Here is a 25,823-nt window from a genome sequence, read left to right on the forward strand (position 1 = left end):
GCCATTGCCGGTCAGGCGATGGCTCTTTTTTGTTTTCCCGCAATGTCTTTTCATTAGGTTTCACCATGTTGCTTCGCATCCTTCCCTTGCTTAAAGAACGTAAGGCCGTGCCGGAAATTATTTTTACCGTAAGGAAAAGACCCCTTTCGGGGCCTTTTCACAGAACAGCAGTTTGCTTTCAACCTTGCCTATTCGGCAACAACTTCATCTTGCAGGGCGTCATAGCCTTCCTCTCCGGTTCTGACCTTGATAACATTTTCGACATCGAAAACAAAGATTTTCCCATCTCCTATATGTCCTGTGTAGAGAGCTTTCTTGGCTGCCTCTATTACAGTACGTACAGGGACCTTGCTTACGACTGTCTCAACCTGCATCTTGGGAAGCAACGTCATATCGACTGGAACACCACGGTAATACTCGCTACGTCCTTTCTGCATCCCGCAGCCCATTACATGGGTTACGGTAATACCGGTAACACCGATCTCGTTCAGTGCTTTCTTCAAGTCGGTAAACTTACTCTGGCGGCTGACAATGACGATCTTTGTCATTTTCACCCCACCCTTTTTGGCTGCACCGGTACCGGTGGAGACTGTTTTGACCGGAACGGCCTGCTCAACGGGGGTTGCCCCGGTTACCTGAGGGACGACCAAAGCAGAACTTTCTTCTGCTACAAACCCATTTACCACTGGCATGAAGTCCGCATAGGAAGAAACAAGTCCGTGCTCCTCGATATCCAAGCCTGCAATCTCCTCTGCGGCAGTGACACGCAGGCCAACAGTTTTTTTGATTAGGTAGAACACAATGGTAATGGTAACCGATACCCACAGGATTACTGCCCCTACGCCAATAGCCTGGACAGTAAGCAACGAGAGCCCGCCACCGTAGAATAAGCCACCGTCAACGGCAAAGAGACCGGTGAGTAAGGTTCCAAGGGCTCCACAGACGCCGTGAACGGAAATAGCCCCGACAGGATCATCGATTTTCAGTACTTTCTCAAAGAATTCAACGGAGAAGACGACTACCACCCCGGCGATGATTCCGATAATTGCCGCCCCTGCGGGAGAGACTGCATCACAACCGGCTGTGATGGCAACAAGCCCTGCCAACGAACCGTTGAGTGTCATCGAGACATCGGGTTTCTTATAGCGGAACCAGGTCAATATCATAGTGGCTATTGAGGCGAAGGCCGCGGCAAGGTTCGTTGTCACGAAGATTTTTGAAGCTGAAAGGATTGTGTCATCCCCTGTCATGGAGACTGTAGAGCCACCGTTGAACCCGAACCAGCAGAACCAAAGGATGAACACACCCAAGGCGCCTAGCGTCAGGCTGTGGCCGGGAATGGCACGGGGTTTTCCGTCAGGACCGAATTTTCCGATACGAGGCCCGAGGAATTTTGCCCCGATCAAAGCAGCTACGCCACCTACCATATGCACTGCAGTAGATCCTGCAAAGTCATGGAACCCAAGGTTGGACAACCAGCCGCCACCCCATATCCAGTGACCGCTGATGGGATAGATCAAAGCGCTGATAATTACGCTATAGATACAGTAGGAAATGAATTTCGTTCTTTCAGCCATTGCTCCGCTGACAATCGTTGCCGCAGTTGCACAGAACACTGTCTGGAAAATCAAAAAGGCAAAGGTTGGGTAGGAACCACTGTAGTCTCCCTGGACCATGAAATCGGGAACCCCGATAAACGGCAAGGAAATCCCCTTGGAGGTAAGGCCAAACATCAAGCCAAAACCCAAGAGCCAGAAGGCTGCGGTTCCCAGGCTGAAATCCATAAGGTTCTTCATAATGATGTTTCCGGCATTCTTTGCACGGGTGAACCCTGTTTCTACCATCGCGAAGCCAGCTTGCATGAAGAACACCAGCACGGCACCAAGCAGGACCCAAATCGTGTCTACGGATGAATACATATTTCTCCCTCCCAGGTGAAAAAATGCGAAAAGGCGCACGGATGGGGAATACCCAACACCGCACGCCTTCGTACGCCAAGCCATACAAGCTTGGAAAAACAACAAAGGCGATGTGAACAGCAGTCCACATCGCCTTTGACGTATGCACAGTTTATATCTGCAAACCGGGCATTTTGTCAATCAGAAAAAACAAAATATGCAAAAATATGCAGAATTCATACACAAGAATTTTTCAAGTCATTTCATATTAATAGTTTAATACATCTATAAAAATACAAAACCTGTTCCTTACGCAAAACATGCTATCTGATTCTTTCCCAAGATCTTTGCCTTATAGAGATTCCTGTCCCCATGGACAATATACTCCGTAAGATTTTCCCCTTGGTATTCGCAGATGCCTACACTCATTGACACATGGTTGTTTTCCCCGACAGGAACCTGTCTGACCAGGGCCAGGATTTTCTCAAATAGAGTACAGGCAAGTGCAATATCGGCATTCTTGAGGATTACCAAAAATTCATCTCCCCCATATCTTCCTACCGTATCGCAGTCCCTTGTATTCTCAACAAGTATCCTGGCTATCGAGACAAGGACGCTGTCGCCAGCAAGATGCCCATAGATATCGTTTATGCTCTTGAAATCATCAAGGTCAAGGAGTGCGATGGAAAGAGGCGTTCCCAGCTCTTGGGATTCTATCCGTTCCACATCCAATTGCTCGAACAGGGCCCTATGATTCACTAAACCGGTCAAACCGTCTGTCTTGGACAACTTCTCCAACATCCGGTTCGACGATTCCAAAGATTCCAGCATTTTTTTCTTTTCGGTAATGTCAAAGACAATCCCTGCAAGGAACAAGGGTTTGCCCGACTCTTCATACCGGGTTATTTTCCCCCGGTCATACTACCATTTATAGGACCCATCCTTTGCCTGTATCCTATATTCGACTTCATAGACAGGACTGGTCCCTTTCAAATGGTCAATCATCGACTGCATTACCTTGTGGTAATCGTCAGGGTGCAGTTTATCGGTAAAAAAAGAAAACCCGACATCCTTGGGCAATTCTTCCAGCGAATAGCCAAGGGTGGTTGCCTTAAGTGGGTTGAAAGTAACCGTATCGGTCTTTATGTTCCAATACCAGGTACCGAGGTTTCCGCTCCAGGCGTAATCGAGTCTGGTCTCCTGTTCCCTTTCCAAGAGAAGCTGGGAGACCAATAGCTGTTTTTCCTCAAGCTTGCCGATAAGCTCTTCCTTAGTGAGCAGGCTATAATCCAGGTTCACACTCCAGACAGTTTTTACCTCTTCTCCAAGATTCAATTTCCGTCAGTAAAATTCAGGCACTGCAGTTGCGGATGGACAAACACCCCGTCTTTTCTAACAAGCTCATTGTCGAACCACATCTCCCCTCCGCCATACTCCTTCCTCTGTATCTGCACCAGATCCCAATGCACCGATGATTTGTTGCCGTTGTCGCAGTCATCATAGGCATTGCCTGGAGTAAAATGGATCGAGCCGGAGATCTTCTCGTCAAAGAGTGTGTTATCCATCGGATGGAGTACTTGTGGATTGCATCCCAGGGCGAACTCACCGATATACCTGGCACCCTCATCCAAATCGAGGACTTGGTTGAGAAGCACATCGTCATCACTATGGGCCTCTATGATTTTTCCGTCCTTGAACTGGAAGGAAATGTCACTGAAACAATGCCCATGATAGGTGCTGTTACAGTTGTACCGGATCTTTCCGTTAACTGAATCCTTTATAGGGCAGGAATAAATCTCACCGTCGGGTATGTTCATCTTACCGGCACAGGGAATGAACCCCATGCCTTTGACGGAGAACGTAAGGTCGGTACCCGGGGCCACAATATGGACTTTATCGACAGAATCGAGATAGGTCTTTGCCTTTTCCATGGCCTCTGCCATCTTCTTATAGTCGACATCACAACAGACCCGATAGAAATATTCTTCAAATTCCACCGTGCCCTGGGAGGCCTGCATTGCCATCGTCTCGGTAGGATAGCGCAAAACCACCCATCTTGTATGGGGGAGCCTGGTTTTCATATGCACCGGCGTATTGTAATAGGTACTTACCAGGTTGGCTTTCTCACCCACGGTTGCCAATTCACGGACATTGGCAATGCCGCGGATCCCGATAAAGGCATCCATCTTTTTCATCCGGTAGGTATCGACCCCGGCCCAGACATCCAGCGATTCCTTGGTAGCTCCCTCGGTCATGGCCCGCTCGAGCCTCTGGCTCCAGACGTTCACCACAGGATAGCCACCTGCTGCATAGACTTCCCGGATCAAGGCCTCTGCCATGCTAACAGGGACATCGACTGCATTTATAAGGCAGGATTCGCCTTTCTTCAGATCCACTGAATACGTTACCAGAAGCCTGGCTAGTTTTTGTTCTCTTTGATCGGACATGCTTACATACTTCCTTTCCAGTATTATTGTACGCGAATTTCTATCTGTTCTTGGGTAACAGGATGCAAGAATCTTACAGCTACTGCCCTAAGAGCAAGGTTTGGAGCCTGTTTGCCATGATAGACAGTATCCCCGTCCAAAGGCCACCCGCTCCAAGCCATATGCACCCGCACTTGATGGCGGAACCCTGAGGAAAGCCTACAGGTAAATTGATTGGCCCCTGACTCTGTCTTCCCGCTGTAACAGACTTTGGTAATATACCATGTACCCGAGGTCTTGTCCAAAAGTTGTTTTGAACTATCCATGGATACCGGCCTTACCTCCCTGCGGTTTTCGCCATAGCGTCTGAAAAGGCTTCCGATCGCAATCTCTTTGCCACCGCCTAAGACGGGGTCTCCATAAGGGTATGGGGGAAACCCTGGCCTGGGCACATCGGTATGAAGGCTGGAAAGGGCTACATATTCTTTCCAGAAAAGGTCAGCTTTCTGGATGTGTTTCAACGAATGGTAGGCTTCTTGGGTTCTGGCGATTACAACAAGGCCACTGGTCGCGGTATCGAGACGATGCAGGACCCCGCCTTCCCAGGCATTCTGGCCACAAGCCAGAAGCACTTCAGGATATTGTTTGCTCACCAAGGAAAGAAGTGTAATTTTCTCTGGGGGATCTTCCTTTAAAGGAACCGTAGGCAAGCATGCCTGCTTATCCACAACAAGGAAAGCGGGGTCTTCGTGTACCACTGATAGGGTAAAATCTGTTTCCATATAGTACCAATATAGCAAATAATGCCGGCAGGTTCACTACAAATCGAGTACAGTTCCAGGAAATCCCAAAACAGGTGACAAGTTTTCTTCCCAAGAAATGCAAGCTACTGTATACTTGCCCTATGCAAGAAATACCCATAAACACCTATACGTCACCCAATGTAATTTTGGAACTCATTTACCGTCTGAAAGTAAAAGATGTAATGACGAAAAACCTTGAAACCGCTACCAAAGAAACCCCTTTGCGGAAAATCCAACACATCATGCGGGAAAAACAGGTTACAGGTCTTCCCATCGTGCAAGGAAAACGGCTTATAGGAATCGTGAGCATGGATGATATCATCCAGGCCCTCGACAAGGGGTACATAGAGGAAAAAGCCCAGGACCATATGACCAGGAACCTCATTGTACTCGAGGATGATATGCCTATTTCGTTTGCAATCAGTTACTTTGACCGGTTCTCTTACCATAGGTTTCCTGTATTGAACAAACACAAAGAGCTGGTCGGAATGATTACCAGCAGGGATATAACCAGTACCTTGCTAGTGGAGATCAACCGGGAAATCGAGGAGTTGGAGAAAAGGACAAGCACCTCGAGCCTCAGCGATGAAATGAACGGGGAAATCCATACCTACTCCATTCTGAAAAACGATTTTGAGAATGCAGGGTATGCAAGCACCGAAATCAAAAAAAGACTGAAAAAAGCAGGAATCCTGCCCCATATAATCAGGCGTGCTGCAATAGCTTCGTATGAACTGGAAATGAATCTGGTAGTACATAGCGACGGGGGGGAATTGATTGCCGAATACACACCCCAGTCAGTGCAGATAACAGCCAGGGACAGTGGACCGGGAATTCCTGACTTGAACAATGCAATGACGCCCGGCTGGTCGACTGCCACCGAATGGATCCGGTCTCTCGGTTTCGGTGCAGGAATGGGGTTGCCCAACGTAAAATCTGTTTCAGATGCGTTTTCCATCGAAAGTGATATGAATGGAACAACCGTTATTTCTACGATTATACTGCATCCAAAAGAGGAGATAGAAAATGCAAGCAAATGACCTTTCGACACTTCAGGGGTATGTAGACCTGACCTCATGTAATGGTGACAATGAAATCACCGATGCCTATACGGGAGACCTTCTCAGCGATGTCATGGGAAACGCTCCCTCAGACAGCGTTTTGATTACAATCCAGGCTCATAAGAATACCGTAGCTGTCGCCTCACTGGCCGGCATCAAGGCAATCGTGATTTGCAATGGGAGAACTGCCCCCCAGGACATGGTTAATGCAGCAAAAGAAGAGGACGTCTGTATTTTTGCTACCAATGATACCCAGTTTGCCGCAAGCTGCAAGATTGCCGTCCTCCTTGGGAAGGTCGATGCTTGTAAAAATTGATCTCCACAACCATTCCTGCCTATCCCCCTGTGGGAGCGATGACCTTACCCCTGCACTGCTGAGTGTCGAAGCGATGGAACAAGGGATACAGATTCTCGCTCTCACCGACCATAACTGTACGCGCAACCTCCCCGCCTTCGCAGAGGCCTGCGAGCTCTGCAACCTCATGGGCCTGTACGGGATTGAAGTCAACACCGTCGAGGATGTCCATGTGCTCGTCCTGTTTGAAAAACTGCAGGATGCCATGGAATTCGGTTCATTCATCGAGTTTCTACTCCCCCCGATCTATAATAAACCGAACTTGTTCGGCATGCAGAATATCGTGAACCTGGAAGGGGAAATTATTGGCACAGTAGACAAATTGCTCATCTCGACAAGCGGGATCAGCTTCAATGATGTCATAGAAGAAGGCCTGAGTCGGGACGCACTCGTCATCCCGGCACATATTGACAGGAACGCCAACAGCGCACTTGCCAACCTGGGGTTCCTTCCCGACCTTCCCTACAGTGCAGTTGAGGCAATCAGAGTCCCCGTCGCTGCCGATATCCATGGAAAAACCCTTCTTACCGGTTCCGATGCCCATTACCTGCAGCATGTAGGACGCAGAGCCTGTTATCTTGAAATCCCAACCCTTACGTTTGCAGGCCTGAAACAGGGACTTGCCTCAGGAAAGGTTTCCTACACCCACCCGTAACCATTTCCACGCAATATTTCTTTCATTTCCCTCCCAACTTATTACATGGCATATGCAGCAGAACCTAAGACAGAACTGTCACAATAGAGCTACAGTGTCTCTTGTCACATCAGAAGATATGCCATATCACAAAAACCCACTGCTTTGCCGAAAGGGCTCTTCCTTTGGGCTTTCTTTGTGTCATATGTGCACTATATCAAAAAAAACAGTGGTAAAAACTTAGGGTATAGCTTTGTTTTATGTAATATGTTTTTGCAAACTTCTTTTCACATATGACATTTCGTAACTTTATATAATATAATAATTTATATATTTTTTTTATTGACAACCTCTAACACATAGACTATTGTTTGGATGTAATAAGAAAGAAGAAGGAGGGAGAAGATGAAAAAGATAGTACTCATTTCAACAGTGCTCTTACTGGCAATCACCACCTCCCCTTTGTTCGCCCTTACAAAAAATACTGCAACCCTTACCCTGGTTGCGGTGATACCTCCGACAGCGACTTTCCATGCTATCGGTAACGACATTTCGGTTGTATCAAACAATGCAAATTTCACCTATTCAGTCAGTGGCACTGAATATGGGAAAACGCTTTTCGTAGTAGCAAAATAATAAAATTCATAGCGGGTCCGGACAGACAAGCTTGCAGATTCAGGAACCAGTGATCAGGGAAAGTTCACTGGTTCCTTCCTTTTGGTTCGCCAAGGACAAAAAAAAGGATGCCAGCTTGCATGGCTGACATCCCAACTGTTTATAAACCAGGAAATTATCTGTTGTTTGACCGTCCGAAAATACGGAGCAGATACAAAAACAAGTTCAAGAAATCCAGATAGAGGGTCAGTGCGCCGAGTATGCTCACCTTCGTAAACTCCTCCTCGTCCATGGAAGATCCATACTGGTTGTTCATCTCAATAATCTTTCGCGTATCGAATGCGGTAAGGCCAAGGAAGATAGCCACACCAACGAAACTCAGCAGGTAGTCAAAACCAGCAGAACGGAAGAACATATTCATCATTGAGGCAATGATCAAGCCCCACAGGCCCATTCGTAAATAATAGCCGAGGCCGGACAGATCCCGTTTGGTTGTCATTGCATAGATACTCATCCCTGCAAACATCAACGCAGTGGTCAAGAATGTCTTATAGATTACGACCCCTGCATACGCAACGAATATGGTGCTGAGCAAAACCCCGGTCAACACCGAATAAGCCAGAAAGGCCGCGATGGCACTGGTCTGGCTCATTTTGTTCAGGCGTGCACTCAGGTAAAAGACTAGGGCGAACTCACCTACGACCAGAAGGATGAACCCCATGCTATTTCCGATAAGCGCCTTCATCAAAGAGGGGTTGCTGGCAACAAAAAAGGCCACTATCCCTGTGATGCCTAAACCTGCAGTCATCCAGAGATATACATTCTTTACGATACTTCGTTCCCGTACAAATACATTTTCAAGCATTGAAGCTTTCTTTTCAGTCATAGCGACCTCCGGTATATAGTAGTAATGTCTCTATTTTTTTATGAATAGTCAACTGGTATCAAACCCTATGCTGGGTCCATTCGCCCTTGCGGTAATAGATATACATCCCCACACATTCGATAAAGTCACCGATAAAGTAGGCAACCCACAGATAGGTGACCGGAAGATGGAGTACAAGTGTCACAAACAGTGCATAGGGAACCTGGAAGCACCATTGGGAGATCAAGGATGCATACAGGATGGGATGGGTTTTCCCGGAACCAAAGAAGGCTGCGCCCAGGCCGCTCATCAAAGAGAGGACCATCAGGGACAACCCATAGACATACATAAGGCCTATGCCGTCAAACAGGTTGATATCTCCTTTTCCAAGGAAGAGGGAAAGAAGTTGCCGGGGAAAGATGAAAAACGCCACGGACGACAGGAGGGAAAAAACCAAACCGTTTGCTGAGGTCAAAAACACGATATGCCTTGACTTCAACACCTCTTCCGACCCCAAAGCCTGCCCCACCAATATCCCAGAGCCCATTCCAAGTCCGCTAGAAGGCATCGCCCCGAACTGGTATATGCGGTTGGCAATACCCAGAACCGCTATAGCCCCTGTTCCGTAATAAGAGACCAGTTTCAATATTACAAACGTAACTACATTCCTGAGCAACAGGTTAAGCCCGCTGGGAAGCCCTATGGTGAGCAACTTACGGTCTACCGCCCAGTCAAGATGGAAAATTCCCTTGCTCCTTATCTTGATAGGGGCCCTTCCTGTTACGAGCAGGAAAAAACCTACTGTGAAACTGAAGGTAACAGAGATAACTGTTGCAACTGCTGCCCCTACCATGCCCCACCCCAAGCCATGGATTGAGGTTCCCGGGATCACATCAAACATCAACAAGGGGTCGAGCAAGAGATTCAGCAAAGAGGAAATGATAAGCAACCGCATGGGGGTCTTGGCATCTCCGGTACACCTGAAAATCGTATTGACCGTGAAGGAGGAAAAGAACACTGGCAAAAATACAATCCTGATATATCCGTAGCGCAACCCATAGGTAATTACTTTCGGGTCGCTGCTGTACAAATGGAAGAAGGGGGGAAGGAGGATCATCATGATTATTGCCCCGATGACGCCTAGCAAGGCCTTGAACACAAACGTCTGTTCACTTGCATCACGGGTTTTTTCCAAGTCACCTGACCCATAGTATTGGCTCAGCATGGATATGCTGCTTGTCCCTACGACTTCATTGAGGATCTCTATCACCCAGAACAAGGTAACAAAGATTGTTGCAGCTGCCACAGCCTGGGTATTAATCATGCCTATCCAGACCATATCGACAATATCATAGAAGGCCTGGAACAATGAGCCTGACATAGTAGGCAAACTCAATTTGAATATCTCTTTGTTGATTTGCCTCGCTTCTTGTGAAAGTGGGAATTTCATCAAACATAATTGTATCCCTTTTAGAGAATGCTAGGCAAGCATGTCTACCGATGCTATAGTAGGATACATGAAGCGTTGCATGGTCATCGTGTTGTCTATAGTTGTACTGGTCGGCTGCAAAAGTACTTCGACACAAACCGAAAACAAAACCCAACAGTTACAGAACGCCTTGCTTACAGCTGTAACGGAAGCAAGCGAGTCAGTGCCGGCCACTCTGCACGCCTCCCTCCAGACAAAGGACTTGTTACCGCCAGAATCATTGGTTCTCCTTGAACAAAAACAGATACCCCGGCTTGACGAATATCTTAAAGTCTGGCAACAACAGGTCATACTTGCCTTCAGGAAAACCACCATCAAAATCCCCGATCTTTTGAAACCTTATATAGAGCAGTTACAGATCAACAACCCCCAGCAACTTTTACGGTCTTCCAACAGTAGTGTATCTGCTCTCCTTAACGCTCAGTTTGGCATCCAGATTATCGGGTCTGTGCAGTTGTTGCTTGCAAACGAACTTACAGAAAGCCAGAAAACCTATGAAGCCATCTATGACCGGTATTCGATTTGGTCAAAGGGAAAAGGACTGCTGGGAGAGGAAGCGCTTCCCCAGATTGCTAAATTCCCAACAGCCCACCTTGCAACAATCTTCGTAGAGTTGTACCTCAAACAGCTCTCCCAGGAAGAGTCGGACATACGGACAACCCCTGTCCCCCAGGGGACCGGCTCGGTCTACGAAATCTTTCAACAGGAATTGCAGCCATGAATCTCTTCGAATCTGCTACGGCAGAAACCGGTGAAAAAAACCAACCGCTTGCCTACCGCATGCGGCCCCGTTCGCTTGAAGAATATATCGGCCAGGAACATATCATTGGCAAGGGCCGATTGCTCAGAAGGGCCATCCAGGCAGACCAGCTTTCCTCCGTTATCTTCTATGGGCCTCCAGGAACAGGGAAAACTACCTTGGCCCGTGTCATAGCAAACACTACAAAGCGTCATTTCAGCACGCTCAATGCTGTGTTGTCCGGGGTCAAAGAATTACGTTATGAAATTGAAGAGGCGAAAAGCAGGTTGGACCACTACAATCAGAGGACCATCCTCTTTGTAGATGAAGTGCATCGCTGGAACAAAAGCCAACAAGATGCCCTTTTGCCCTGGGTCGAGAACGGAACCATCATTTTAATCGGGGCTACGACCGAAAATCCTTATTTCGAAGTTAATGCCGCCTTGGTAAGCAGGTCGAGAATTTTCCAGCTCAAAAGCCTTACAGACAAGGATTTGCACAATATCGTCGAACAAACCATCAATGACAAGGAACGGGGATACGGCGCGTATAGGGTTTCTTTCGAGCAAGGCGCAAAAGAGCACCTGGTGGAGGTTGCCAACGGTGACGCGCGGAGTCTGCTCAACGCCTTGCAATTGGCTGTCGAAACCTCGGTGGAAGTTTTTCCTCCTCCTTTGGGTACAGCAATTTTCATAAGCAAGGAAGCAGCAGAGGAGAGTATCCAGCAAAAGGCCGTCCTCTATGACAAGGAAGGGGACTACCATTTCGATGTCATCAGCGCCTTTATAAAGAGTGTTAGGGGTAGCGACCCCGATGCTTCCCTCTACTGGCTTGCCAAAATGGTTTCGGCAGGGGAAGACCCCAAGTTTATTTTCCGCCGCATGCTGATCAGTGCCTGCGAGGATGTTGGTCTTGCAGACCCTCAGGCAATAGTTGTCGTCGAGGCCGATGCACAGGCATTCGAGAGAATTGGATTCCCCGAGGGTAGGTTTCACCTTACCCATGCGGCCCTCTATCTTGCTACAGCACCAAAAAGCAACTCTACCCTTGGTTTCTTCGACGCCCTCAAGGGGGTCGAGCAAGAGGCACGCGCCGAGGTACCGAACCATTTGAGAGACGGAAACAGGGATGCCAAGGGGTTCGGCCACGGGGAAGGTTACCTGTACCCCCACGCCTACCAGGATCACTGGGTAGCCCAGCAGTACCTGCCTTCATCGCTTCAAGGCAAGGTTTTCTACCAACCTGGGAAACTGGGATATGAAAAACAGATCCATGACCAGGTACTGGAGCGTCGTGAGGAACAGCTGGAAAGCAGCGCACCAGATGCCTTTGTGGAAAACCTGACCTACTCCCCGGGAGACAAAGAACGGCAACAGTGGCTGAGCAGGACGACGAGTGAACGGGGCGCCATGCTCCAGAAGATCCGTAATGAACTTTTCTCCTCCCTTCATTTCAAAAGAAGCGACCGGGTGCTGGTTGTAAACGCCGGACACGGCCTGCTTCTTTGGGAAGCCTACAGGAGAACCCCTGAGGGGTTTGTCGTAGCCCAGGTCAACAGGGACGAGCAGTTTGAACATATCAACCACTATGCAAAAGGGCTTGATGCAGTAGAGCAACCGATGGTGGTAAAAAAGCCTATCGCCGAAGTACTTGCCTCTCTCGAGCCGGGATTGAAGTTTGAGAAGATCATGGGGCGCAACCTGCTCTCCCATCTGGTAGATGACAAAGGATTGCTCGGTATGCTGTCAGAGCGAATCAGTGAAGAGGGAATACTGAGTATTGCAGAGACCATCCCCTCCCAAGGGTCCAGGCTTTCACAACTTGTCCCACCCTCCTCGCCTATCAAGCAGAAACTGGCCGAGGCTGAGGCACGTATCTATGGCAAGCAAGGCTCCTCTTTGGCAAACTGGTCAACAGAAGACCTAGCTCCTGCCTTCCAAGAATTTGGCTGGTTCTCCGATATACAGGAGTATGATCTGTTTGAAAACCGTTTCATTACCCAAAATGATATCAGTCGCTGGATTGGGTCCTCCTACAGTAAGGCCTGGGATGAACTGGGGACCAAGGTTTCCCTTGCAGAATGCCTTGCCGAGTTGAATGCCTTGCTTGCCCAAAAGAGCTTCCGATGGAAGCATCACACAGCCATCATTCGCTCTGCCAGGACCCTTGGGGTTCTTGGATTCCAGAAAGACGATGCAACGGCCTTACAAAAGGGAGTACAAGCCTGGAAGGAAACAGAGGCGAAAAGCCACTTTTTCAAATAGCTACTACAAAAGGGGTTAAAAGAACTATTGTAAAAAAGTGAAAAATTCCTACAAGGGTTGTTGACAAAGAAAAGGGTTTAAGGCATAGTATGCAACGTTGAAACGCACTGGTGATGAACCACTGCTTCAGCTACCAATGGTGGAAGTAGTTCAATGGTAGAGCATCAGGTTGTGGTCCTGACTGTTGCGGGTTCGAGCCCCGTCTTCCACCCTCCACTAGGGTTGAGAAACGCGCTCGTAGCTCAGCTGGATAGAGCGCCGGACTTCGAATCCGTAGGTCGAAGGTTCGAATCCTTCCGGGCGCATGGTTTGGGTTTGTGTGTTTTGTGTTTTGGTTTTTGTTAGTTTAGTATGTCATGGGCCGCTAGCTCAGCTGGTAGAGCAGCAGACTCTTAATCTGCGGGTCAAAGGTTCGATCCCTTTGCGGCTCAAAACATGGCGGATCCTTAACGGGGCACGACATGCACCGCGAGAGTGGTGAAATTGGCAGACACGCCAGACTTAGGATCTGGTACCTTACGGTATAGGGGTTCAAGTCCCCTCTCTCGCATCGTACTTACTATTCTGACTGATTGCTGATTGGTTTTTTGCGAAAGTAGCTCAGTGGTAGAGCTCCACCTTGCCAAGGTGGATGTCGCGGGTTCAAGTCCCGTCTTTCGCTCTCAGACTCCTTACATTGAAAAGTGTAAGGAGTCTTTTTATTTGCCATAAGCACCCCTTGCATTTCCTCCAGCATTCAGCTGTGGTGTCTGCACTCCAGAAATACACTCTGGCCATTGGCATTCTCTTCTCCATTTTCCAAAACGAATTCCCATGGCTTCACAAGACTTCAATTATTTGGTAAATTCAAATTCCAGAGACGACTTACCGACACAACCATTGCCCCTAGGGGATTCTTTTCTTGATTACAGGGGAAATTCTCGGCAAAGGTACGCAAAGAAACGTTTGGAAAGGACCTTTCTTAGGCTCTAGCGTGTCTAAGAGATTTCGAAGTGCTCATTTTTATGAGTTTTTTTTGGAACAACTTGCTTAAACGGTGGTTGATATATGACATTTGTTGTATATTGATACTGATTATGATGGTTATTATTGTGCAACTATCCCGGCTATGCCTGGAATGTTGCCTAGGATATATAGGTCCACAATGGGCCGAAAGGATGAGGATAGCATGATCGCTGACAAAAGTATCAAAGAACTGGAGAATTCCTCCGTCGCGCTGACGGTCACTGTGACCGCTGACACTATTGAAGAGGGCTACAAAGCCGCTTTGGGCAAGTATGCAAAAGATGTCCAGCTCAAGGGTTTTCGAAAAGGTAAGGCACCGATTTCCGTACTCGAAGGGAAATTTGGCACTGCCATCCGTGAAGAAAGCACATTCAATACCATAGAGGAAGCACTTAAAGAAGCTCTCGAGGCAACTGAAGACAAGTATAAACCCCTTTCTTACAGTACTCCTGAACTTCAGGATGAGGAAACGCTTATGCCTTTCAAGGCGAATAGCGATATCACCTTTACGGTCCATTATGACGTAATGCCTACCTTTGCATTGCCAACCTATACTGGTTTGACTGTCTCCGTTCCCAAGGTTTCCGTCTCTGATGAGGACGTAACCAAGGAAATCGACAAGTTGCGTGACCAGAATGCAATGGTAATTGACAAAGACGGTGCTGCTGAAGAAGGGGATATCGTTACCCTCGACTATGTGGAACTTGATGCCGACCAGAATGAAGTTGCCGGTTCAGAACGCAAGGATTTCGTATTCACCATCGGAAGTGGCTACAACTTCTACCAGATTGACAAAGACATCGTCGGGATGAAAGCCGATGAAGAGAAAACCTTTGAAAAGACCTATGGTGAAGATGCAACGGTTGAAGGGTATGCTGGAAAGACCATTACCTTGAAAGTTGCAATGAAGGCCGTCAAAACCCGTGAAGTCCCCGCTCTTGATGACGAGTTTGCACAAGATGTAAAGGAAGAGTACAAGACTGTCGAGGACCTCGTAAAGGCAACCAGGGAAAAGCTTGAGGCTTCTCTCCAGGCAAAGCTTGAGGAAGTCAAACTCAACTCACTCTCTGATGAACTGTTGAAGAATGTTTCCATTGCAGTTCCCAAGAGCATGATTGACATGGAAGTTGAGCAGAGCTGGAAGCGTTATGTCCGTCAGACCGGACTTACCGAAGACCAGATCATGAAATTCCTCGATTACCAGCACAAGACCAAGGAAGAACTCACTGAACCCTGGAGATCATCAGCTGAGAAATCTCTCCGCATCCAGTTGATCATGGAACAGATCAAGGAAAAGGAAAACTTTGCCCTTGATGAGGAAGAACTCAACAAAGCCTGTGAAGAGCAGTTGAAAGACATCACCGACGAAGAGCAGAGAACCTACTACCGTTCGATGATCGAAGATGACATGAAATTCCAGAAAATCGGACCCTTCCTCCAGGAAAAAAATACATTCGTTGATGGAGACGTTGTTTCATACAGCGACTTCATGGACGAAAGCTATGGCGCCTAATCTAGTTTTCAGAGATTGACGTATGTTAGAGAAAAGGCGGTTCCGTCAGGTTCCGCCTTTTCAATCCCAAGAACGAGAGGGGGCCTTTGACATGAATTTAGACCACGAAAAGATGCAATCATCAATACCGATGGTAGTCGAACAGTCTGGCGTCGGGGAACGGGCCTACGATATTTTCAGCAGGTTGCTGAAAGACAGAATCATATTTCTCGATGGGGAGATCAATGACGGAACGGCAGACCTTGTTGTTGCCCAGTTGCTTTTCCTTGAGGCCGAAGATCCCAAAAAAGATATCAGCCTCTACATCAACAGCCCAGGAGGCAGTGTAACTGCCGGCTTGGCAATTTACGATACCATGCAATATCTAAGAAGCGATGTACAGACAATCTGTATGGGACAGGCTGCAAGCATGGCCGCCCTTTTGCTTGCCGGTGGCAAGGAAGGGAAACGCTACATCCTTCCCTCTGCCCGTGTCATGATTCACCAGCCCTGGGGCGGGGTTGAAGGACAATCGACAGATATCAGTATCCATGCAAAAGAAATTGGAAGACTCAAGAAACTTACCATCGATATTTTTGTTGAGCATACCCATAAAAGCCCTGAACAGGTTTCCAAGGATGTGGAACGCGATTTCTTCCTCAGTGCCGACGATGCAGTAACCTACGGTATCGTCGACAACGTAATGAGAAGGAGCAAATAATGGCAAGAAACTCGAAAGTCTGTTCTTTTTGTGGAAAAAGCCAAGAGGAAGTCAAACGCCTGATCAATGGACCAGGCGTTGCCATCTGCGACGAATGTATCAAAGTTTGTAATGATATGCTCAGTGGTGATCCAGGGATGCAAGAAGAGGTGGTAGGTTTGCCAGAAACAATCCCTACTCCCCAAGAACTCAAAGACTACATGGACGAATATGTCATCGGGCAGGAAGATGCAAAGCGTGTCCTGGCTGTAGCTGTCTACAACCACTATAAACGGGTCAAATTCCAAAAACAGATTTCCGAACAGGGAGTTGAGCTCGATAAATCAAATATACTCATGGTAGGCCCTACAGGGACTGGAAAGACGCTCCTTGCGAGCACTTTGGCCAAGAAACTGCAGGTTCCGTTTGCAATTGCAGACGCTACGACCCTCACCGAAGCCGGGTATGTTGGTGAAGATGTTGAAAACATTCTTCTCAAATTGATCCAGAATGCCAACGACAATATCAAGGCAGCAGAATATGGAATCATTTTCATCGATGAAATCGATAAGATTGCAAAGAAAGGCGAAAACCCTTCCATAACCCGTGATGTAAGCGGTGAAGGCGTCCAGCAGGCTTTGCTCAAGATCATCGAAGGAACTGAAGCCTCCGTACCTCCTCAAGGTGGAAGGAAGCACCCCAATCAAGAAATGCTGAAGATCAACACCAAGAATATCCTGTTTATCTGCGGTGGTGCTTTCGTAGGTTTGGACAAGGTAATCGAAAAGAGGGTTTCTTCCCATGCCATGGGTTTTGGTGCCTCCATTGTCGGTACAGCAGACAAGGACCTCCATGCCCTGTACAGCGAGATTATGCCAGACGACCTGGTAAAATTCGGGTTGATCCCGGAATTTATCGGACGCCTTCCTATTCACGTTGCCTTGGATAACCTTTCCCAGAAAGACCTCATGCGCATTATCGTTGAGCCGAAAAACTCAATTATTCGCCAGTATGCGGCCTCTTTCAAACTTGATGGCATTGATTTGGTTTTCCAAAAGGAAGCAGTCGAGGCAGTTGCCAAGAAGGCTTATGAACAGAAAACCGGCGCCAGAGGGCTTCGTTCGATTGTTGAGAACATTATGATGGAAATCATGTATGAAATTCCTTCCCTGACTGGGGTCACCAAGGTTGTAGTCAACCAAGACTGTGTCGAGAAAGGGACTGAACCTGAAATAATCCGTGGAGCCTAATATGTTTACCTACCCAGCCATCGGGACAGAGATTATCAATCTTATTACCTATTCAAAGGAATTTATTGTCGTCGGGCACGTAAGCCCCGACGGCGATTGCCTTTCCAGCGAAATATCGATGAAGGAACTGCTTCTAAAAATGGGCAAAACGGTCCATATGGCGAATGCAGGCCCTTTTGACAGATCTGAAATCACTTCCCTGAGGTCAGATTTTCTACCCCATATTGATGCAGAGCTTGTCAGTAGAAAACCAGTGGTTATCGTTGTCGATTGTTCCTCATCTGACAGGTTAGGGACAATTGCCGATGAGATAACTGGTTTGACAACGATTATTTTCGACCATCATAGCAGCGGTGAACAGTTCGGCGACTTTAGATATATCGTACCGAATTCGGTTTCCACCACTATGATTATCATGAAGCTCTACCAAGCGCTCGGTGTGGAAATCTCCAAAGAGATTGCAGATCATCTCTTTTTTGGTTTTGCTACCGATACCGGTTTTTTCCGCTTCATCAACGCCCATCGCGGGGAAACCCTCAGGATGGTTGCCGACTTGGTTGATATCGGGGTATCCCCCAATATGATGAGCGACAAGATGACTGGTGGAAAAAGCCTGGGGTATGTCAAATATCTTGGCAAGCTTATTGACAGGAGCGAGAGCCATATTGGCGGTAAGCTCATGATCAGCAGCAGTTATTTGAGTGACAGCAAGGAATACATCACAACCGATAAGCCCAGCGATACATTGTATTCGATGTTGCTCTCGATTAAAGGGGTTCAGGTCGTTTTGTTTTTCAAAGAAGTATCGGAAAACGTAACCGAAGTAGGATTCCGCGCGAGCCACCCGAGCAAAGTCGATGTAGGCGCCCTTGCAGAGAGTTTTGGCGGCGGCGGACACAAAAAAGCTGCCGGGGTAACAGTCCCCAAAAACATTGCCTTGGTCAAAGAAGAACTACTCAAAGCGGTTAAAAATCTGCTTTAAGAAATAATTGGCACGTACATTGCATGCTTTTGTGTAGATTACACAAAGGAGATTCCCATGCAATGTCCCTGTTTTTCCGATAGACAAAGCACAAAATTGACTTCAGATGTCCTCGCCTTTCACAACAAACGTTCGGATGAGGCCCTTCACACTTCTATCCATCTCTCTACGCAAAGATTACTCTATTCCCTCCCCTCTTATTTGAGAATCCTCCCTGAGGAAGACTGTTGTGAATTCCTTTTCTACTGCTATGACACGATTGACCATTACATCGATTCCTATCGTGCAGGCAACCTATCCTATCTTGGATACATTGCCCAGGTAGTACGAAAACGAAGCAGATATTTCGTAACCCTCCGACGCTCAAAAAAAGCGAAGGAACAGGTAATCCTTGACTGTGAACACGCCCAGCAAGTAGAGACCGAGAGCATGTGTGTCGGGGAAAAAGCAGAGTATCTTTGCCACTACAATAGGCCGCTCTTTACGCAAATCAACCTGGTAAGCGAGGAGTCGATGCCTCACCACTTCCAGACCCTTGTAGACAATCCTACAAAAAGCGAATACCCCTCGATTACCTTGAATCCGATACAAAGGGCATTGAAGGAAAAACTGGGGAACAAGGTGAACCGGAAACGGTTTATCATAATGCTTGCAATTTCTCCGCATCTCATGAACCAACATCTGCTCATAGAGATTGCCTGCATCCTCGAGGTTGATCTGAAACTCCTGGACGAATATCTGTCAACTGCGGAGCAAACCCTCGATGCCAAGAAAAAAACAAAAGAACTGCTTGAGCAGACTTCCCGTAGGCATTTTAGACGGTTGATGGAAATCCAAGCTTCCCTCCAAGCCACGACTGACCAGATGGAACGCAAAAGACTCGAGGGGCTGCAAGCTTGGACAGAGAAAGCCTTTGCCTCGAAAATCCAAAAAATACGGGAACTTGAATTTCATCTGAGTCATTCACAGATAAGCACATTGCTCTCCATTCCCAAGGGAACGGTTGCCTCTTCTATGCATTATGTTAAGATCATGCTGCAAGAATGTCTGGACGAATCCTAGTTCAAAGAAGTATCTTCTACCTATGAATATTGTACTTGCAACGTCAAACAACCACAAAAGGGAAGAATTCTCAAGGATTCTCACGGGTCATAAGCTCTTTCTTCCCTCTGAACTCGGCCTTACTTTCGATTTTGAGGAGACTGCCGAAACCTTTACAGAAAATTCCCTTGGAAAGGCATTGAGCCTGGCAAAACTGGTCCCGAAAGGATATGCCGTCCTCGCTGATGATTCCGGGCTTTGCGTCGATGCCCTTGGGGGACAACCAGGGGTAAGGACTGCACGGTATGGGATGGAAACATTCAACCGCCTTCTAGAGGCAGGGGAACGAAATGAATATCTGCTCAGCAACCTGAAGCATATCGTGCAGGAAGAAGACCGTTCGGCTTCTTTTGTATGTGCCCTAAGCCTGGTAGTATCACCCTATCGTATCTTCACGTTCTGTGAATCGGTAGAAGGTCATATTGCATATGAGCAATACGGAAAGGGAGGATTCGGCTATGATCCTGTTTTTGTCGTAAATGCGGTAGGCAAAACCATGGCAGAACTTACTGCTGCAGAAAAAGACCTTTACAGCCACCGTGGTAGGGCGACACGTCATCTTATTACTTTGTTAGGAGAATTATCATGCATATAGCAACACGTTCAGAAGTCAACGAGACCGATACCTGGGACCTTTCCGCCTTGTTTCCCTCTGCAAAGGAATGGGAAAAAGGCATGGAAGAATTGAAAAACAGGATTGAAGAAGCCCCTCTTTTCAAGGGCCAGCTCATCGCAGGCAAAGAATCCTTTCTCAAAGTCCTTTCCTGGTACAAAGAAACCGGAATTCTCGCCGAATCCCTTGCAAACTGGGCTTTCCTCAATTATTCTGCCGATGCTTCTGACAATATGAATGTCCAACGCTACTCCATGGTAACCCAGGAACTTGCCAGACTCGGTACGAATATGGCGTATTTCGACCCCGAATTGCTTTTGATTGAAGAAAGTGTAATCAACACTTACCTTGATGATCCGGATTTCTCCCAGTACAAGGTGTATTTGAAAAAGTCCAGAAGGTTCAAACAATATATCCTGAGCGAGAAAGAAGAGCGCCTTATGGCCTTGGAAAGCGAAGTAGGTGCGACAGCAAAGACTACGTTCCAGGACCTTACCAATGTGGATTTCGATTTCGGCATGATCGAGACAAAGGAAGGCTTGAAGCCTTTGACCCAGAGTACCTTCAGTTCCTTTATGATGCAGGAAGACAGGGAGCTTCGCAAGAAGGTCTATCTGCAGTTCTACAAGAACTATGAAAGCCATAAAATGACAATAGCACGCTTATATGAAGGCCAAGTAAAACAGGATATGTTCCGTTGCAAGGCCCGGGGATATGATTCTTGCCGGCAAAAAGCATTGTTTCCGGACAATGTTCCCCAAAAAGTATATGACAACCTGATTTCATGCGTCCATGAGGCCTTGCCTTCATTACATCGCTACTATGCACTGAGGGCGAAACTGATGGGACTTGAAAGCCTTGCCCATTACGATGTGTATGTTCCCCTGGTTTCCGGTGTACAGACTAAAACAAGCTATGACGAGGCAGTAGACATCGTCTGCAAGGCCCTTGCCCCTCTCGGGGAAGAATATGTCACGGTTATCGAGAATGGACTCACCTCAGAGCGCTGGGTCGACCGCTATGAGAACAAAGGGAAGCGGAGCGGAGCCTTTTCAAGCGGTTGCTATTCAGGCAAACCCTATATTCTGCTCAATTATAAGGAAGATGTACTGAGAGACCTCTTTACAATTGCCCATGAGGGTGGTCATTCGATGCATAGTTTCTACAGCGTACGGAACAATCCCTATTTCCAATACGACTACACTATCTTCGAAGCCGAGGTTGCCTCAACCTTCAATGAGCAACTGGTAGCTAACTATTTGCTCGAAACAGCCAAGGATACGAAAACCAAGGCGTTCATCCTCAGCAAGCAACTGGATGATATCGTGGCAACCCTCTACAGGCAAACCATGTTTGCAGAATATGAAGACACTACCCACAGACTTGCAGAAGGGGGAACTCCCTTGACCGTAGAGACCCTCCGTTCGGAATATGGCAAGCTTCTCAAAGCTTATTTCGGGCCAATGGTGACTTTTGAAGAACAAAGCGATCTGGAGGGTTTGCGAATACCCCATTTCTATTCTTCCTTCTATGTCTACAAGTATGCAACAGGGATCAGTGCTGCGATTGCCCTGAGCCAGAAAGTACTGAACGGTGGGGAAAAAGAACGGCAGGATTACCTTGCCTTCCTGAAGAGCGGGGGAAGCGAGTTTCCTATCGATTCTTTGAAAAAAGCCGGAGTTGACATGGAACAGGCTGAACCAATACGTTCGGCACTCAAGTATTTTGCCTCGTTGCTCGATGAGTTCGAGAAATTATTGTAAAGTTTTTTTCACAAGTTCCCAATTCTTAAAAAGAGGGGTTGACGCAATGCCACTCAATATTGTATTGTAGCCAACGTCAGTTAAACAAATTGACAACAAACCTCTTAATGCGGTAGTGGTGGAATTTGGTAGACACGCTAGCTTGAGGTGCTAGTGGTCGAAAGGCTATGCTGGTTCAAGTCCAGTCTACCGCATGCTAACAACCTTCTTTTGAGCAAGCAATTGCTACTGAGAAGGTTGTTTTTTTTATACACAGGCCTGGGCCTTAGAAGTTGTTCAGAATACATTCATCTAAGCATCTGATCAGCACATCGCCGCTAGGTGCTTGGTTCGCAATCTCGCTTGATTGGCGATTCTAGGCCCCCAAAACTCACTTGAGTGCAAGCAGCCTACTAACCTGCAGCCAGACTCCAAAAGCCTCTCCTTGCCCTCATAGCCCTTTGTTCCAGGCAAGAGGAGAAGAAGTGATTGGAGATTATCAGGGTGCGCCTCTTTATAAAAATAGGGCAAAGCTCATGCCTGCCCTATCCAGATTTGGTATCCTAGCGCTACTATCAGGATCTATTTTCTTATGGTAGTTCAACTAGTGCATCGGTTCAGGGCACTGAGTGAATTCGGGGAGAAGGGAACTTTAGTGTCTCCTCTCCCCACATCTAGGAGACCGCAAGTTGCCTCGTTTTAAGATACTCTGAAAACATCGAGGCAATGAGCAGATGCCCTTGGTAATTGGGATGGATACCATCCTCGCAAATCAAGGAAGCACAGTCAAATCGCTGCAAGAAGCCACTGCGGATATCGATAAGTGTGGTTCCTGTCTCGCTTGCAACGGTGTTTATTCGAAGCGAATAGAGTTCCTGGAACCGTTCAATACTGTTTACGTCGTTCTTCAACCAGCCGAGGATTGCTTTTTTGTCCAGTCCACCCTTCTCGCAGAAATAATTGAAATACCGATTTGCATTGATCGGGGGCAGTGTCATCAGGATGGGAGTGATCCGCTGTTTACGCAGGGAAGTAATCATGGACTTCAAGGTTGTTGCATAGGTTTCCAAAGGAGTATTGGGAGCGTATGTACCCTCTGGGTCAGCTGCGATTGCAGCCCAGTTGAAATCACAGTCATTCCCGCCATACTCCAGGATTGCAGTATCACAATCGAGACCTTTCTCTATGGCACGCTGAAGCATTACTTGGCCTTTACCCACGGTGCAACCAAACAGTGAGTTGTTATGGATAGAAAGTTTGAAATCCTCACTCACCTGGTCTATAGGTGGATGTTCCATTGAAACATATCGATTGCTTTCTTTATCATAGATAATTCCCTTCAAAATGGAATCGCCGAATATCCTGACTTTCTGAATGGTATTTGCCATATCTGTCTTCTCCTTGCCAATCCACTATCACAAGTATTGGATCATGCACCTGTTTCAATAGTACGAACAACAATACGGGCCGACAATGAAACAAATTGACCAATTCCCACTCCAGATAGAGTCTAGATTCACTAGTAGAGAATAACCAATAAGAGTAAACCCTTGTAGACAAACAAACAAAAATTCCTCAAGCGATTGACGATAGGTAATTTGGCAACTACTGTATATGCAAGGAGATTCTTATTATGAAAACAAAAAAGGCTTCTTTTACACTATTGTACCTAATCATAGCATCCCTGATATTCAGTTCTTTACCCCTCTTTGCCGCTGTTGAATTCAAACCCTTCGTCGAGACAGAGCAAGGGGCAATCGCAATATTGGCCCATACCTATCAGAATGGAACAAGCGGAACAGATTTTGATTTCGTCAACCAAGGCGGCCAGGAAAACCTCTACCCCTTCGAACGCTATGCAGTAGGCGCTACCATCGCCAATCGCCACAGAGTCTGGTTTACCTACCAGCCCTTGGAACTGGTGACCAACGTGAAATTCGAGGCCCCCGTTACGATAGGCAGTGAAGCTTTCGCAGATGGAGATGCCATGGAACTCACCTACAGTTTCCCCTTCTATCGCCTCACCTATACCTATGACCTTCTGGGCAACCGGGACAATGCCATCTTTGGGGTCGGGCTTGCCCTGCAGATTCGCAATGCCTCAATCGTATTCAAGGCAATCGACCGTACCGATAATGTACCGGCCCTCTATGTTTCCCAGAATGTAGGAATCGTCCCTGCCCTGGCCATCTATAGTGAATACCGCTTCCCCTCCGGCTTGAAATTCAGTGCCGATATCGCAGGCTCGTATGCCAGCTCAAAGTTCTTCAATGGGGCAGACTTCGATTTCACCGGCTCCATCCTCGATGCCTCTTTGCGGATGGGATATGAATTTAAACCGGGAATGGAATTGTTCGGTACAGCAAGATTCTTCGGGGGTACCGCCGATGGGACCAGTTCCTTTATAAACTCTTCCTGGACCGTATCCGATGAACCGTATACCAAGAACAATATTGCTACAGTAACCTTCTCTGCCGGGGCCTCCTGGTCCCTCTAGAAAACGTTTCAAAAGGATTCTTGCTTTGTGTCTCCCAAGGTAGGAATCCTCTTGAACCTTAGGGCAACTCCTTCTACAGTGTTATAGTGTTTTCGCAAGTGCTACGAATAGTTCCAACTCACGCCAAAACAGGAGTGTTTGAAAAATCCCATGATACCATCAGTTAAAATCGATATCTTTTTCATTCTCCCACTGATATTTACCATTCTCCTGGCAAAGCGGCATGTAAAGGAAAACCAAGACTATAAGTTCTTCATATTCGGATCATTGCTGACAATTTGCCTGCTTTTGCTCGATATCGCTTCCATAGAAATCCTCAGGGAAACAGGGCAGTTCGCCATTCACTGCAACAAGGCTATCAACGTGCTCGGGTTTGCCCTCGGCCCATCGGTACCCTATGTCATTTTCTACTTCATCACTTCCGATACCTTGAGAAAAAAACATCGGCTTTTAATAATCATCCCTTTGGTAGCCAATGTGTTGTTGAGCATTTTCAGCTACCAAACAGGCTGGTTGTTCTCGGTAAATGACCAAAACCTGTATAGCAGGGGGCCACTTTTTCTCCTCAATCCTTCCATATGCCTTTTCTACTTCTTCATCGATATCTATGCTTCACTACAGTACCGGGGCCACAACCAAAAGAGCCCATCTTTCTACTTGGTGCTTATCTATTGCCTCCCGGTAGCGGCAGTTGCCTTACAATACATTTTCCCGGATGTACTGGTTATCTGGGGTAGCGTATCGTTAGTCCTGCTGATGTATTACGTCTACACACTGGAGAAACACTTCAGTTACGATGCCCTTACCAATATAGAGAACAGGGAATCCTTTGAAATGGAAATGTATTCCTTACAAAGAAACCATAAGAAAGAAGCAACCCTGATTATCTTTGACTTGAACAACCTAAAACGAACAAATGACACCTATGGGCATACAGCCGGTGATGAAATGCTCCGCTCCACTGCCAGATTGCTTGCAACCTGTTTTGCGAAAGTCGGAAATATCTACAGAATCGGGGGAGATGAATTCTGTGTCATTTGCAAAGCTCTGCCAGCTGCAGAAGCCAAAAGATTGCTTCTAAACCTACAAGAGAAACTGGACCGACAGAACAAAGAAAATAAGGAATGCCCGCTGGTACTTGCCTACGGTTATGCTACAAGCAACAAAAATTTCGGGTTGGGGATTGATGAAACCTTATCGAAGGCAGACAATTTGATGTACGAGCACAAATCCCTGATAAAAATGAAACAACAGCAACAAAACTGAAGCCCCAGCTTGTACAGTGGCATTCC

The 25,823-nt window shown here is 47.2% G+C and carries 23 protein-coding genes and 6 tRNA genes; 21 read left to right on the plus strand and 8 right to left on the minus strand.

The features are described from left to right. Positions 1-188: 188 nt before the first annotated feature. The 5 genes from SPIGRAPES_RS17425 to SPIGRAPES_RS03870 form a co-directional block, all read right to left on the minus strand. Positions 189-1,919: an ammonium transporter gene (locus SPIGRAPES_RS17425; protein ID WP_014269463.1), complete on the minus strand. Its 1,731-nt coding sequence runs from the start codon at positions 1,917-1,919 to the stop codon at positions 189-191. Between the two features lie 288 nt (positions 1,920-2,207). Further along, positions 2,208-2,729: a GGDEF domain-containing protein gene (locus SPIGRAPES_RS03855; protein ID WP_155816650.1), complete on the minus strand. Its 522-nt coding sequence runs from the start codon at positions 2,727-2,729 to the stop codon at positions 2,208-2,210. Positions 2,730-2,819: 90 nt separating this feature from the next. After that, on the minus strand, positions 2,820-3,197 hold the full coding sequence (locus SPIGRAPES_RS03860; RefSeq protein ID WP_172635063.1) for a PAS domain-containing protein: 378 nt from the start codon (positions 3,195-3,197) through the stop codon (positions 2,820-2,822). 32 nt (positions 3,198-3,229) lie between these two features. After that, positions 3,230-4,345 (minus strand): aminopeptidase, encoded by a 1,116-nt coding sequence (locus tag SPIGRAPES_RS03865; RefSeq protein WP_014269464.1) that lies wholly within the window; start codon positions 4,343-4,345, stop codon positions 3,230-3,232. A 23-nt stretch (positions 4,346-4,368) separates the two neighbouring features. Then, positions 4,369-5,106: a pseudouridine synthase gene (locus SPIGRAPES_RS03870; protein WP_041384426.1), complete on the minus strand. Its 738-nt coding sequence runs from the start codon at positions 5,104-5,106 to the stop codon at positions 4,369-4,371. Positions 5,107-5,228: 122 nt separating this feature from the next. Between SPIGRAPES_RS03870 and SPIGRAPES_RS03875 the strand changes: the two genes are divergently transcribed. The 4 genes from SPIGRAPES_RS03875 (at position 5,229) to SPIGRAPES_RS03890 (ending at position 7,813) form a co-directional block, all read left to right on the plus strand. Next, complete coding sequence (locus tag SPIGRAPES_RS03875) at positions 5,229-6,167, plus strand: CBS domain-containing protein (protein ID WP_014269466.1); 939 nt, start codon at positions 5,229-5,231, stop codon at positions 6,165-6,167. After that, entirely contained in the window at positions 6,154-6,504 is a 351-nt protein-coding gene (locus SPIGRAPES_RS03880; RefSeq protein ID WP_014269467.1) for a hypothetical protein, read from the plus strand. Before SPIGRAPES_RS03875 ends, SPIGRAPES_RS03880 begins: the two co-directional genes overlap by 14 nt. Continuing rightward, the gene (locus SPIGRAPES_RS03885; RefSeq protein ID WP_014269468.1) at positions 6,488-7,198 is read left to right on the plus strand and encodes a PHP domain-containing protein; all 711 of its coding nucleotides are present in this window, start codon (positions 6,488-6,490) and stop codon (positions 7,196-7,198) included. Before SPIGRAPES_RS03880 ends, SPIGRAPES_RS03885 begins: the two co-directional genes overlap by 17 nt. Positions 7,199-7,582: 384 nt before the next feature. Next, complete coding sequence (locus SPIGRAPES_RS03890; protein ID WP_014269469.1) at positions 7,583-7,813, plus strand: hypothetical protein; 231 nt, start codon at positions 7,583-7,585, stop codon at positions 7,811-7,813. A gap of 154 nt (positions 7,814-7,967) precedes the next feature. Here SPIGRAPES_RS03890 and SPIGRAPES_RS03895 read toward each other — a convergent pair whose 3' ends face one another. Together SPIGRAPES_RS03895 and SPIGRAPES_RS03900 are read right to left on the minus strand one after the other, a co-directional pair. After that, positions 7,968-8,678, minus strand: coding sequence for a Bax inhibitor-1/YccA family protein (locus tag SPIGRAPES_RS03895; RefSeq protein WP_014269470.1), 711 nt, complete (start codon positions 8,676-8,678; stop codon positions 7,968-7,970). A 58-nt stretch (positions 8,679-8,736) separates the two neighbouring features. Beyond that, entirely contained in the window at positions 8,737-10,107 is a 1,371-nt protein-coding gene (locus SPIGRAPES_RS03900; protein WP_014269471.1) for an MATE family efflux transporter, read from the minus strand. Positions 10,108-10,174: 67 nt separating this feature from the next. Here SPIGRAPES_RS03900 and SPIGRAPES_RS03905 point away from each other — a divergent pair, with 67 nt between their 5' ends. The 15 genes from SPIGRAPES_RS03905 to SPIGRAPES_RS03975 all read left to right on the plus strand — a co-directional run bounded on the left by SPIGRAPES_RS03905 (position 10,175) and on the right by SPIGRAPES_RS03975 (position 22,249). Further along, entirely contained in the window at positions 10,175-10,867 is a 693-nt protein-coding gene (locus SPIGRAPES_RS03905) for a hypothetical protein (RefSeq protein WP_155816651.1), read from the plus strand. Next, complete coding sequence (locus SPIGRAPES_RS03910; RefSeq protein WP_014269473.1) at positions 10,864-13,149, plus strand: AAA family ATPase; 2,286 nt, start codon at positions 10,864-10,866, stop codon at positions 13,147-13,149. The genes SPIGRAPES_RS03905 and SPIGRAPES_RS03910 overlap by 4 nt, the downstream gene beginning before the upstream one ends. 139 nt (positions 13,150-13,288) lie before the next feature. Further along, positions 13,289-13,360 (plus strand) — tRNA-His (locus SPIGRAPES_RS03915). Between the two features lie 20 nt (positions 13,361-13,380). Continuing rightward, positions 13,381-13,454: transfer RNA gene (locus SPIGRAPES_RS03920), tRNA-Arg, on the plus strand. 53 nt (positions 13,455-13,507) lie between these two features. Next, positions 13,508-13,580, plus strand: a tRNA-Lys gene (locus SPIGRAPES_RS03925). A gap of 37 nt (positions 13,581-13,617) precedes the next feature. Beyond that, positions 13,618-13,699 (plus strand) — tRNA-Leu (locus tag SPIGRAPES_RS03930). 39 nt (positions 13,700-13,738) lie between these two features. Next, positions 13,739-13,810: transfer RNA gene (locus SPIGRAPES_RS03935), tRNA-Gly, on the plus strand. A gap of 483 nt (positions 13,811-14,293) precedes the next feature. Beyond that, on the plus strand, positions 14,294-15,667 hold the full coding sequence (gene tig, locus SPIGRAPES_RS03940) for a trigger factor (RefSeq protein WP_245535465.1): 1,374 nt from the start codon (positions 14,294-14,296) through the stop codon (positions 15,665-15,667). A gap of 91 nt (positions 15,668-15,758) precedes the next feature. Beyond that, positions 15,759-16,367: an ATP-dependent Clp protease proteolytic subunit gene (locus tag SPIGRAPES_RS03945; protein ID WP_014269475.1), complete on the plus strand. Its 609-nt coding sequence runs from the start codon at positions 15,759-15,761 to the stop codon at positions 16,365-16,367. Next, on the plus strand, positions 16,367-17,596 hold the full coding sequence (clpX, locus tag SPIGRAPES_RS03950; protein ID WP_014269476.1) for an ATP-dependent Clp protease ATP-binding subunit ClpX: 1,230 nt from the start codon (positions 16,367-16,369) through the stop codon (positions 17,594-17,596). Before SPIGRAPES_RS03945 ends, clpX begins: the two co-directional genes overlap by 1 nt. 1 nt (position 17,597) lies before the next feature. Further along, entirely contained in the window at positions 17,598-18,578 is a 981-nt protein-coding gene (locus SPIGRAPES_RS03955) for a DHH family phosphoesterase (protein WP_014269477.1), read from the plus strand. 57 nt (positions 18,579-18,635) lie between these two features. Then, a complete protein-coding gene (locus SPIGRAPES_RS03960) occupies positions 18,636-19,640 on the plus strand; it encodes a hypothetical protein (protein WP_014269478.1) in 1,005 nt (334 codons plus the stop codon). A gap of 22 nt (positions 19,641-19,662) precedes the next feature. After that, entirely contained in the window at positions 19,663-20,274 is a 612-nt protein-coding gene (locus SPIGRAPES_RS03965; protein ID WP_014269479.1) for a non-canonical purine NTP pyrophosphatase, read from the plus strand. Then, on the plus strand, positions 20,265-22,055 hold the full coding sequence (gene pepF, locus SPIGRAPES_RS03970) for an oligoendopeptidase F (protein WP_014269480.1): 1,791 nt from the start codon (positions 20,265-20,267) through the stop codon (positions 22,053-22,055). The genes SPIGRAPES_RS03965 and pepF overlap by 10 nt, the downstream gene beginning before the upstream one ends. Before the next feature lie 109 nt (positions 22,056-22,164). Then, a tRNA-Leu gene (locus SPIGRAPES_RS03975) sits at positions 22,165-22,249 on the plus strand. Positions 22,250-22,708: 459 nt separating this feature from the next. Here the strand turns inward: SPIGRAPES_RS03975 and SPIGRAPES_RS03980 are convergent. Further along, positions 22,709-23,422, minus strand: a complete 714-nt coding sequence (locus SPIGRAPES_RS03980) for an SGNH/GDSL hydrolase family protein (RefSeq protein WP_014269481.1) — start codon at positions 23,420-23,422, stop codon at positions 22,709-22,711. Between the two features lie 245 nt (positions 23,423-23,667). On the opposite strand from SPIGRAPES_RS03980, the gene SPIGRAPES_RS03985 reads away from it, so the two are divergent. Both SPIGRAPES_RS03985 and SPIGRAPES_RS03990 read left to right on the plus strand, forming a co-directional pair. Beyond that, positions 23,668-24,531, plus strand: a complete 864-nt coding sequence (locus SPIGRAPES_RS03985) for a hypothetical protein (RefSeq protein ID WP_014269482.1) — start codon at positions 23,668-23,670, stop codon at positions 24,529-24,531. Between the two features lie 150 nt (positions 24,532-24,681). After that, complete coding sequence (locus SPIGRAPES_RS03990; protein WP_014269483.1) at positions 24,682-25,797, plus strand: GGDEF domain-containing protein; 1,116 nt, start codon at positions 24,682-24,684, stop codon at positions 25,795-25,797. The last annotated feature ends 26 nt before the right edge of the window (positions 25,798-25,823 follow it).

This window comes from Sphaerochaeta pleomorpha str. Grapes (assembly GCF_000236685.1).
Classification (GTDB): domain Bacteria; phylum Spirochaetota; class Spirochaetia; order Sphaerochaetales; family Sphaerochaetaceae; genus Sphaerochaeta; species Sphaerochaeta pleomorpha.

Coding starts and splice junctions, on each gene's coding strand:
- SPIGRAPES_RS03900 (WP_014269471.1), bottom strand. CDS start 10,107: ATGAAATTCCCACTTTCACAAGAAGCGAGGCAAATCAACAAAGAGATA.
- SPIGRAPES_RS03870 (WP_041384426.1), bottom strand. CDS start 5,106: ATGGAAACAGATTTTACCCTATCAGTGGTACACGAAGACCCCGCTTTC.
- SPIGRAPES_RS03955 (WP_014269477.1), top strand. CDS start 17,598: ATGTTTACCTACCCAGCCATCGGGACAGAGATTATCAATCTTATTACC.
- SPIGRAPES_RS03875 (WP_014269466.1), top strand. CDS start 5,229: ATGCAAGAAATACCCATAAACACCTATACGTCACCCAATGTAATTTTG.
- SPIGRAPES_RS03985 (WP_014269482.1), top strand. CDS start 23,668: ATGAAAACAAAAAAGGCTTCTTTTACACTATTGTACCTAATCATAGCA.
- SPIGRAPES_RS03990 (WP_014269483.1), top strand. CDS start 24,682: ATGATACCATCAGTTAAAATCGATATCTTTTTCATTCTCCCACTGATA.
- SPIGRAPES_RS03885 (WP_014269468.1), top strand. CDS start 6,488: ATGCTTGTAAAAATTGATCTCCACAACCATTCCTGCCTATCCCCCTGT.
- SPIGRAPES_RS03865 (WP_014269464.1), bottom strand. CDS start 4,345: ATGTCCGATCAAAGAGAACAAAAACTAGCCAGGCTTCTGGTAACGTAT.
- SPIGRAPES_RS03895 (WP_014269470.1), bottom strand. CDS start 8,678: ATGACTGAAAAGAAAGCTTCAATGCTTGAAAATGTATTTGTACGGGAA.
- tig (WP_245535465.1), top strand. CDS start 14,294: ATGGGCCGAAAGGATGAGGATAGCATGATCGCTGACAAAAGTATCAAA.
- clpX (WP_014269476.1), top strand. CDS start 16,367: ATGGCAAGAAACTCGAAAGTCTGTTCTTTTTGTGGAAAAAGCCAAGAG.
- SPIGRAPES_RS03910 (WP_014269473.1), top strand. CDS start 10,864: ATGAATCTCTTCGAATCTGCTACGGCAGAAACCGGTGAAAAAAACCAA.
- SPIGRAPES_RS03880 (WP_014269467.1), top strand. CDS start 6,154: ATGCAAGCAAATGACCTTTCGACACTTCAGGGGTATGTAGACCTGACC.
- SPIGRAPES_RS03945 (WP_014269475.1), top strand. CDS start 15,759: ATGAATTTAGACCACGAAAAGATGCAATCATCAATACCGATGGTAGTC.
- SPIGRAPES_RS03890 (WP_014269469.1), top strand. CDS start 7,583: ATGAAAAAGATAGTACTCATTTCAACAGTGCTCTTACTGGCAATCACC.
- SPIGRAPES_RS03905 (WP_155816651.1), top strand. CDS start 10,175: ATGAAGCGTTGCATGGTCATCGTGTTGTCTATAGTTGTACTGGTCGGC.
- SPIGRAPES_RS03855 (WP_155816650.1), bottom strand. CDS start 2,729: ATGCTGGAATCTTTGGAATCGTCGAACCGGATGTTGGAGAAGTTGTCC.
- SPIGRAPES_RS03980 (WP_014269481.1), bottom strand. CDS start 23,422: ATGGCAAATACCATTCAGAAAGTCAGGATATTCGGCGATTCCATTTTG.
- SPIGRAPES_RS03960 (WP_014269478.1), top strand. CDS start 18,636: ATGCAATGTCCCTGTTTTTCCGATAGACAAAGCACAAAATTGACTTCA.
- SPIGRAPES_RS03965 (WP_014269479.1), top strand. CDS start 19,663: ATGAATATTGTACTTGCAACGTCAAACAACCACAAAAGGGAAGAATTC.
- pepF (WP_014269480.1), top strand. CDS start 20,265: ATGCATATAGCAACACGTTCAGAAGTCAACGAGACCGATACCTGGGAC.
- SPIGRAPES_RS17425 (WP_014269463.1), bottom strand. CDS start 1,919: ATGTATTCATCCGTAGACACGATTTGGGTCCTGCTTGGTGCCGTGCTG.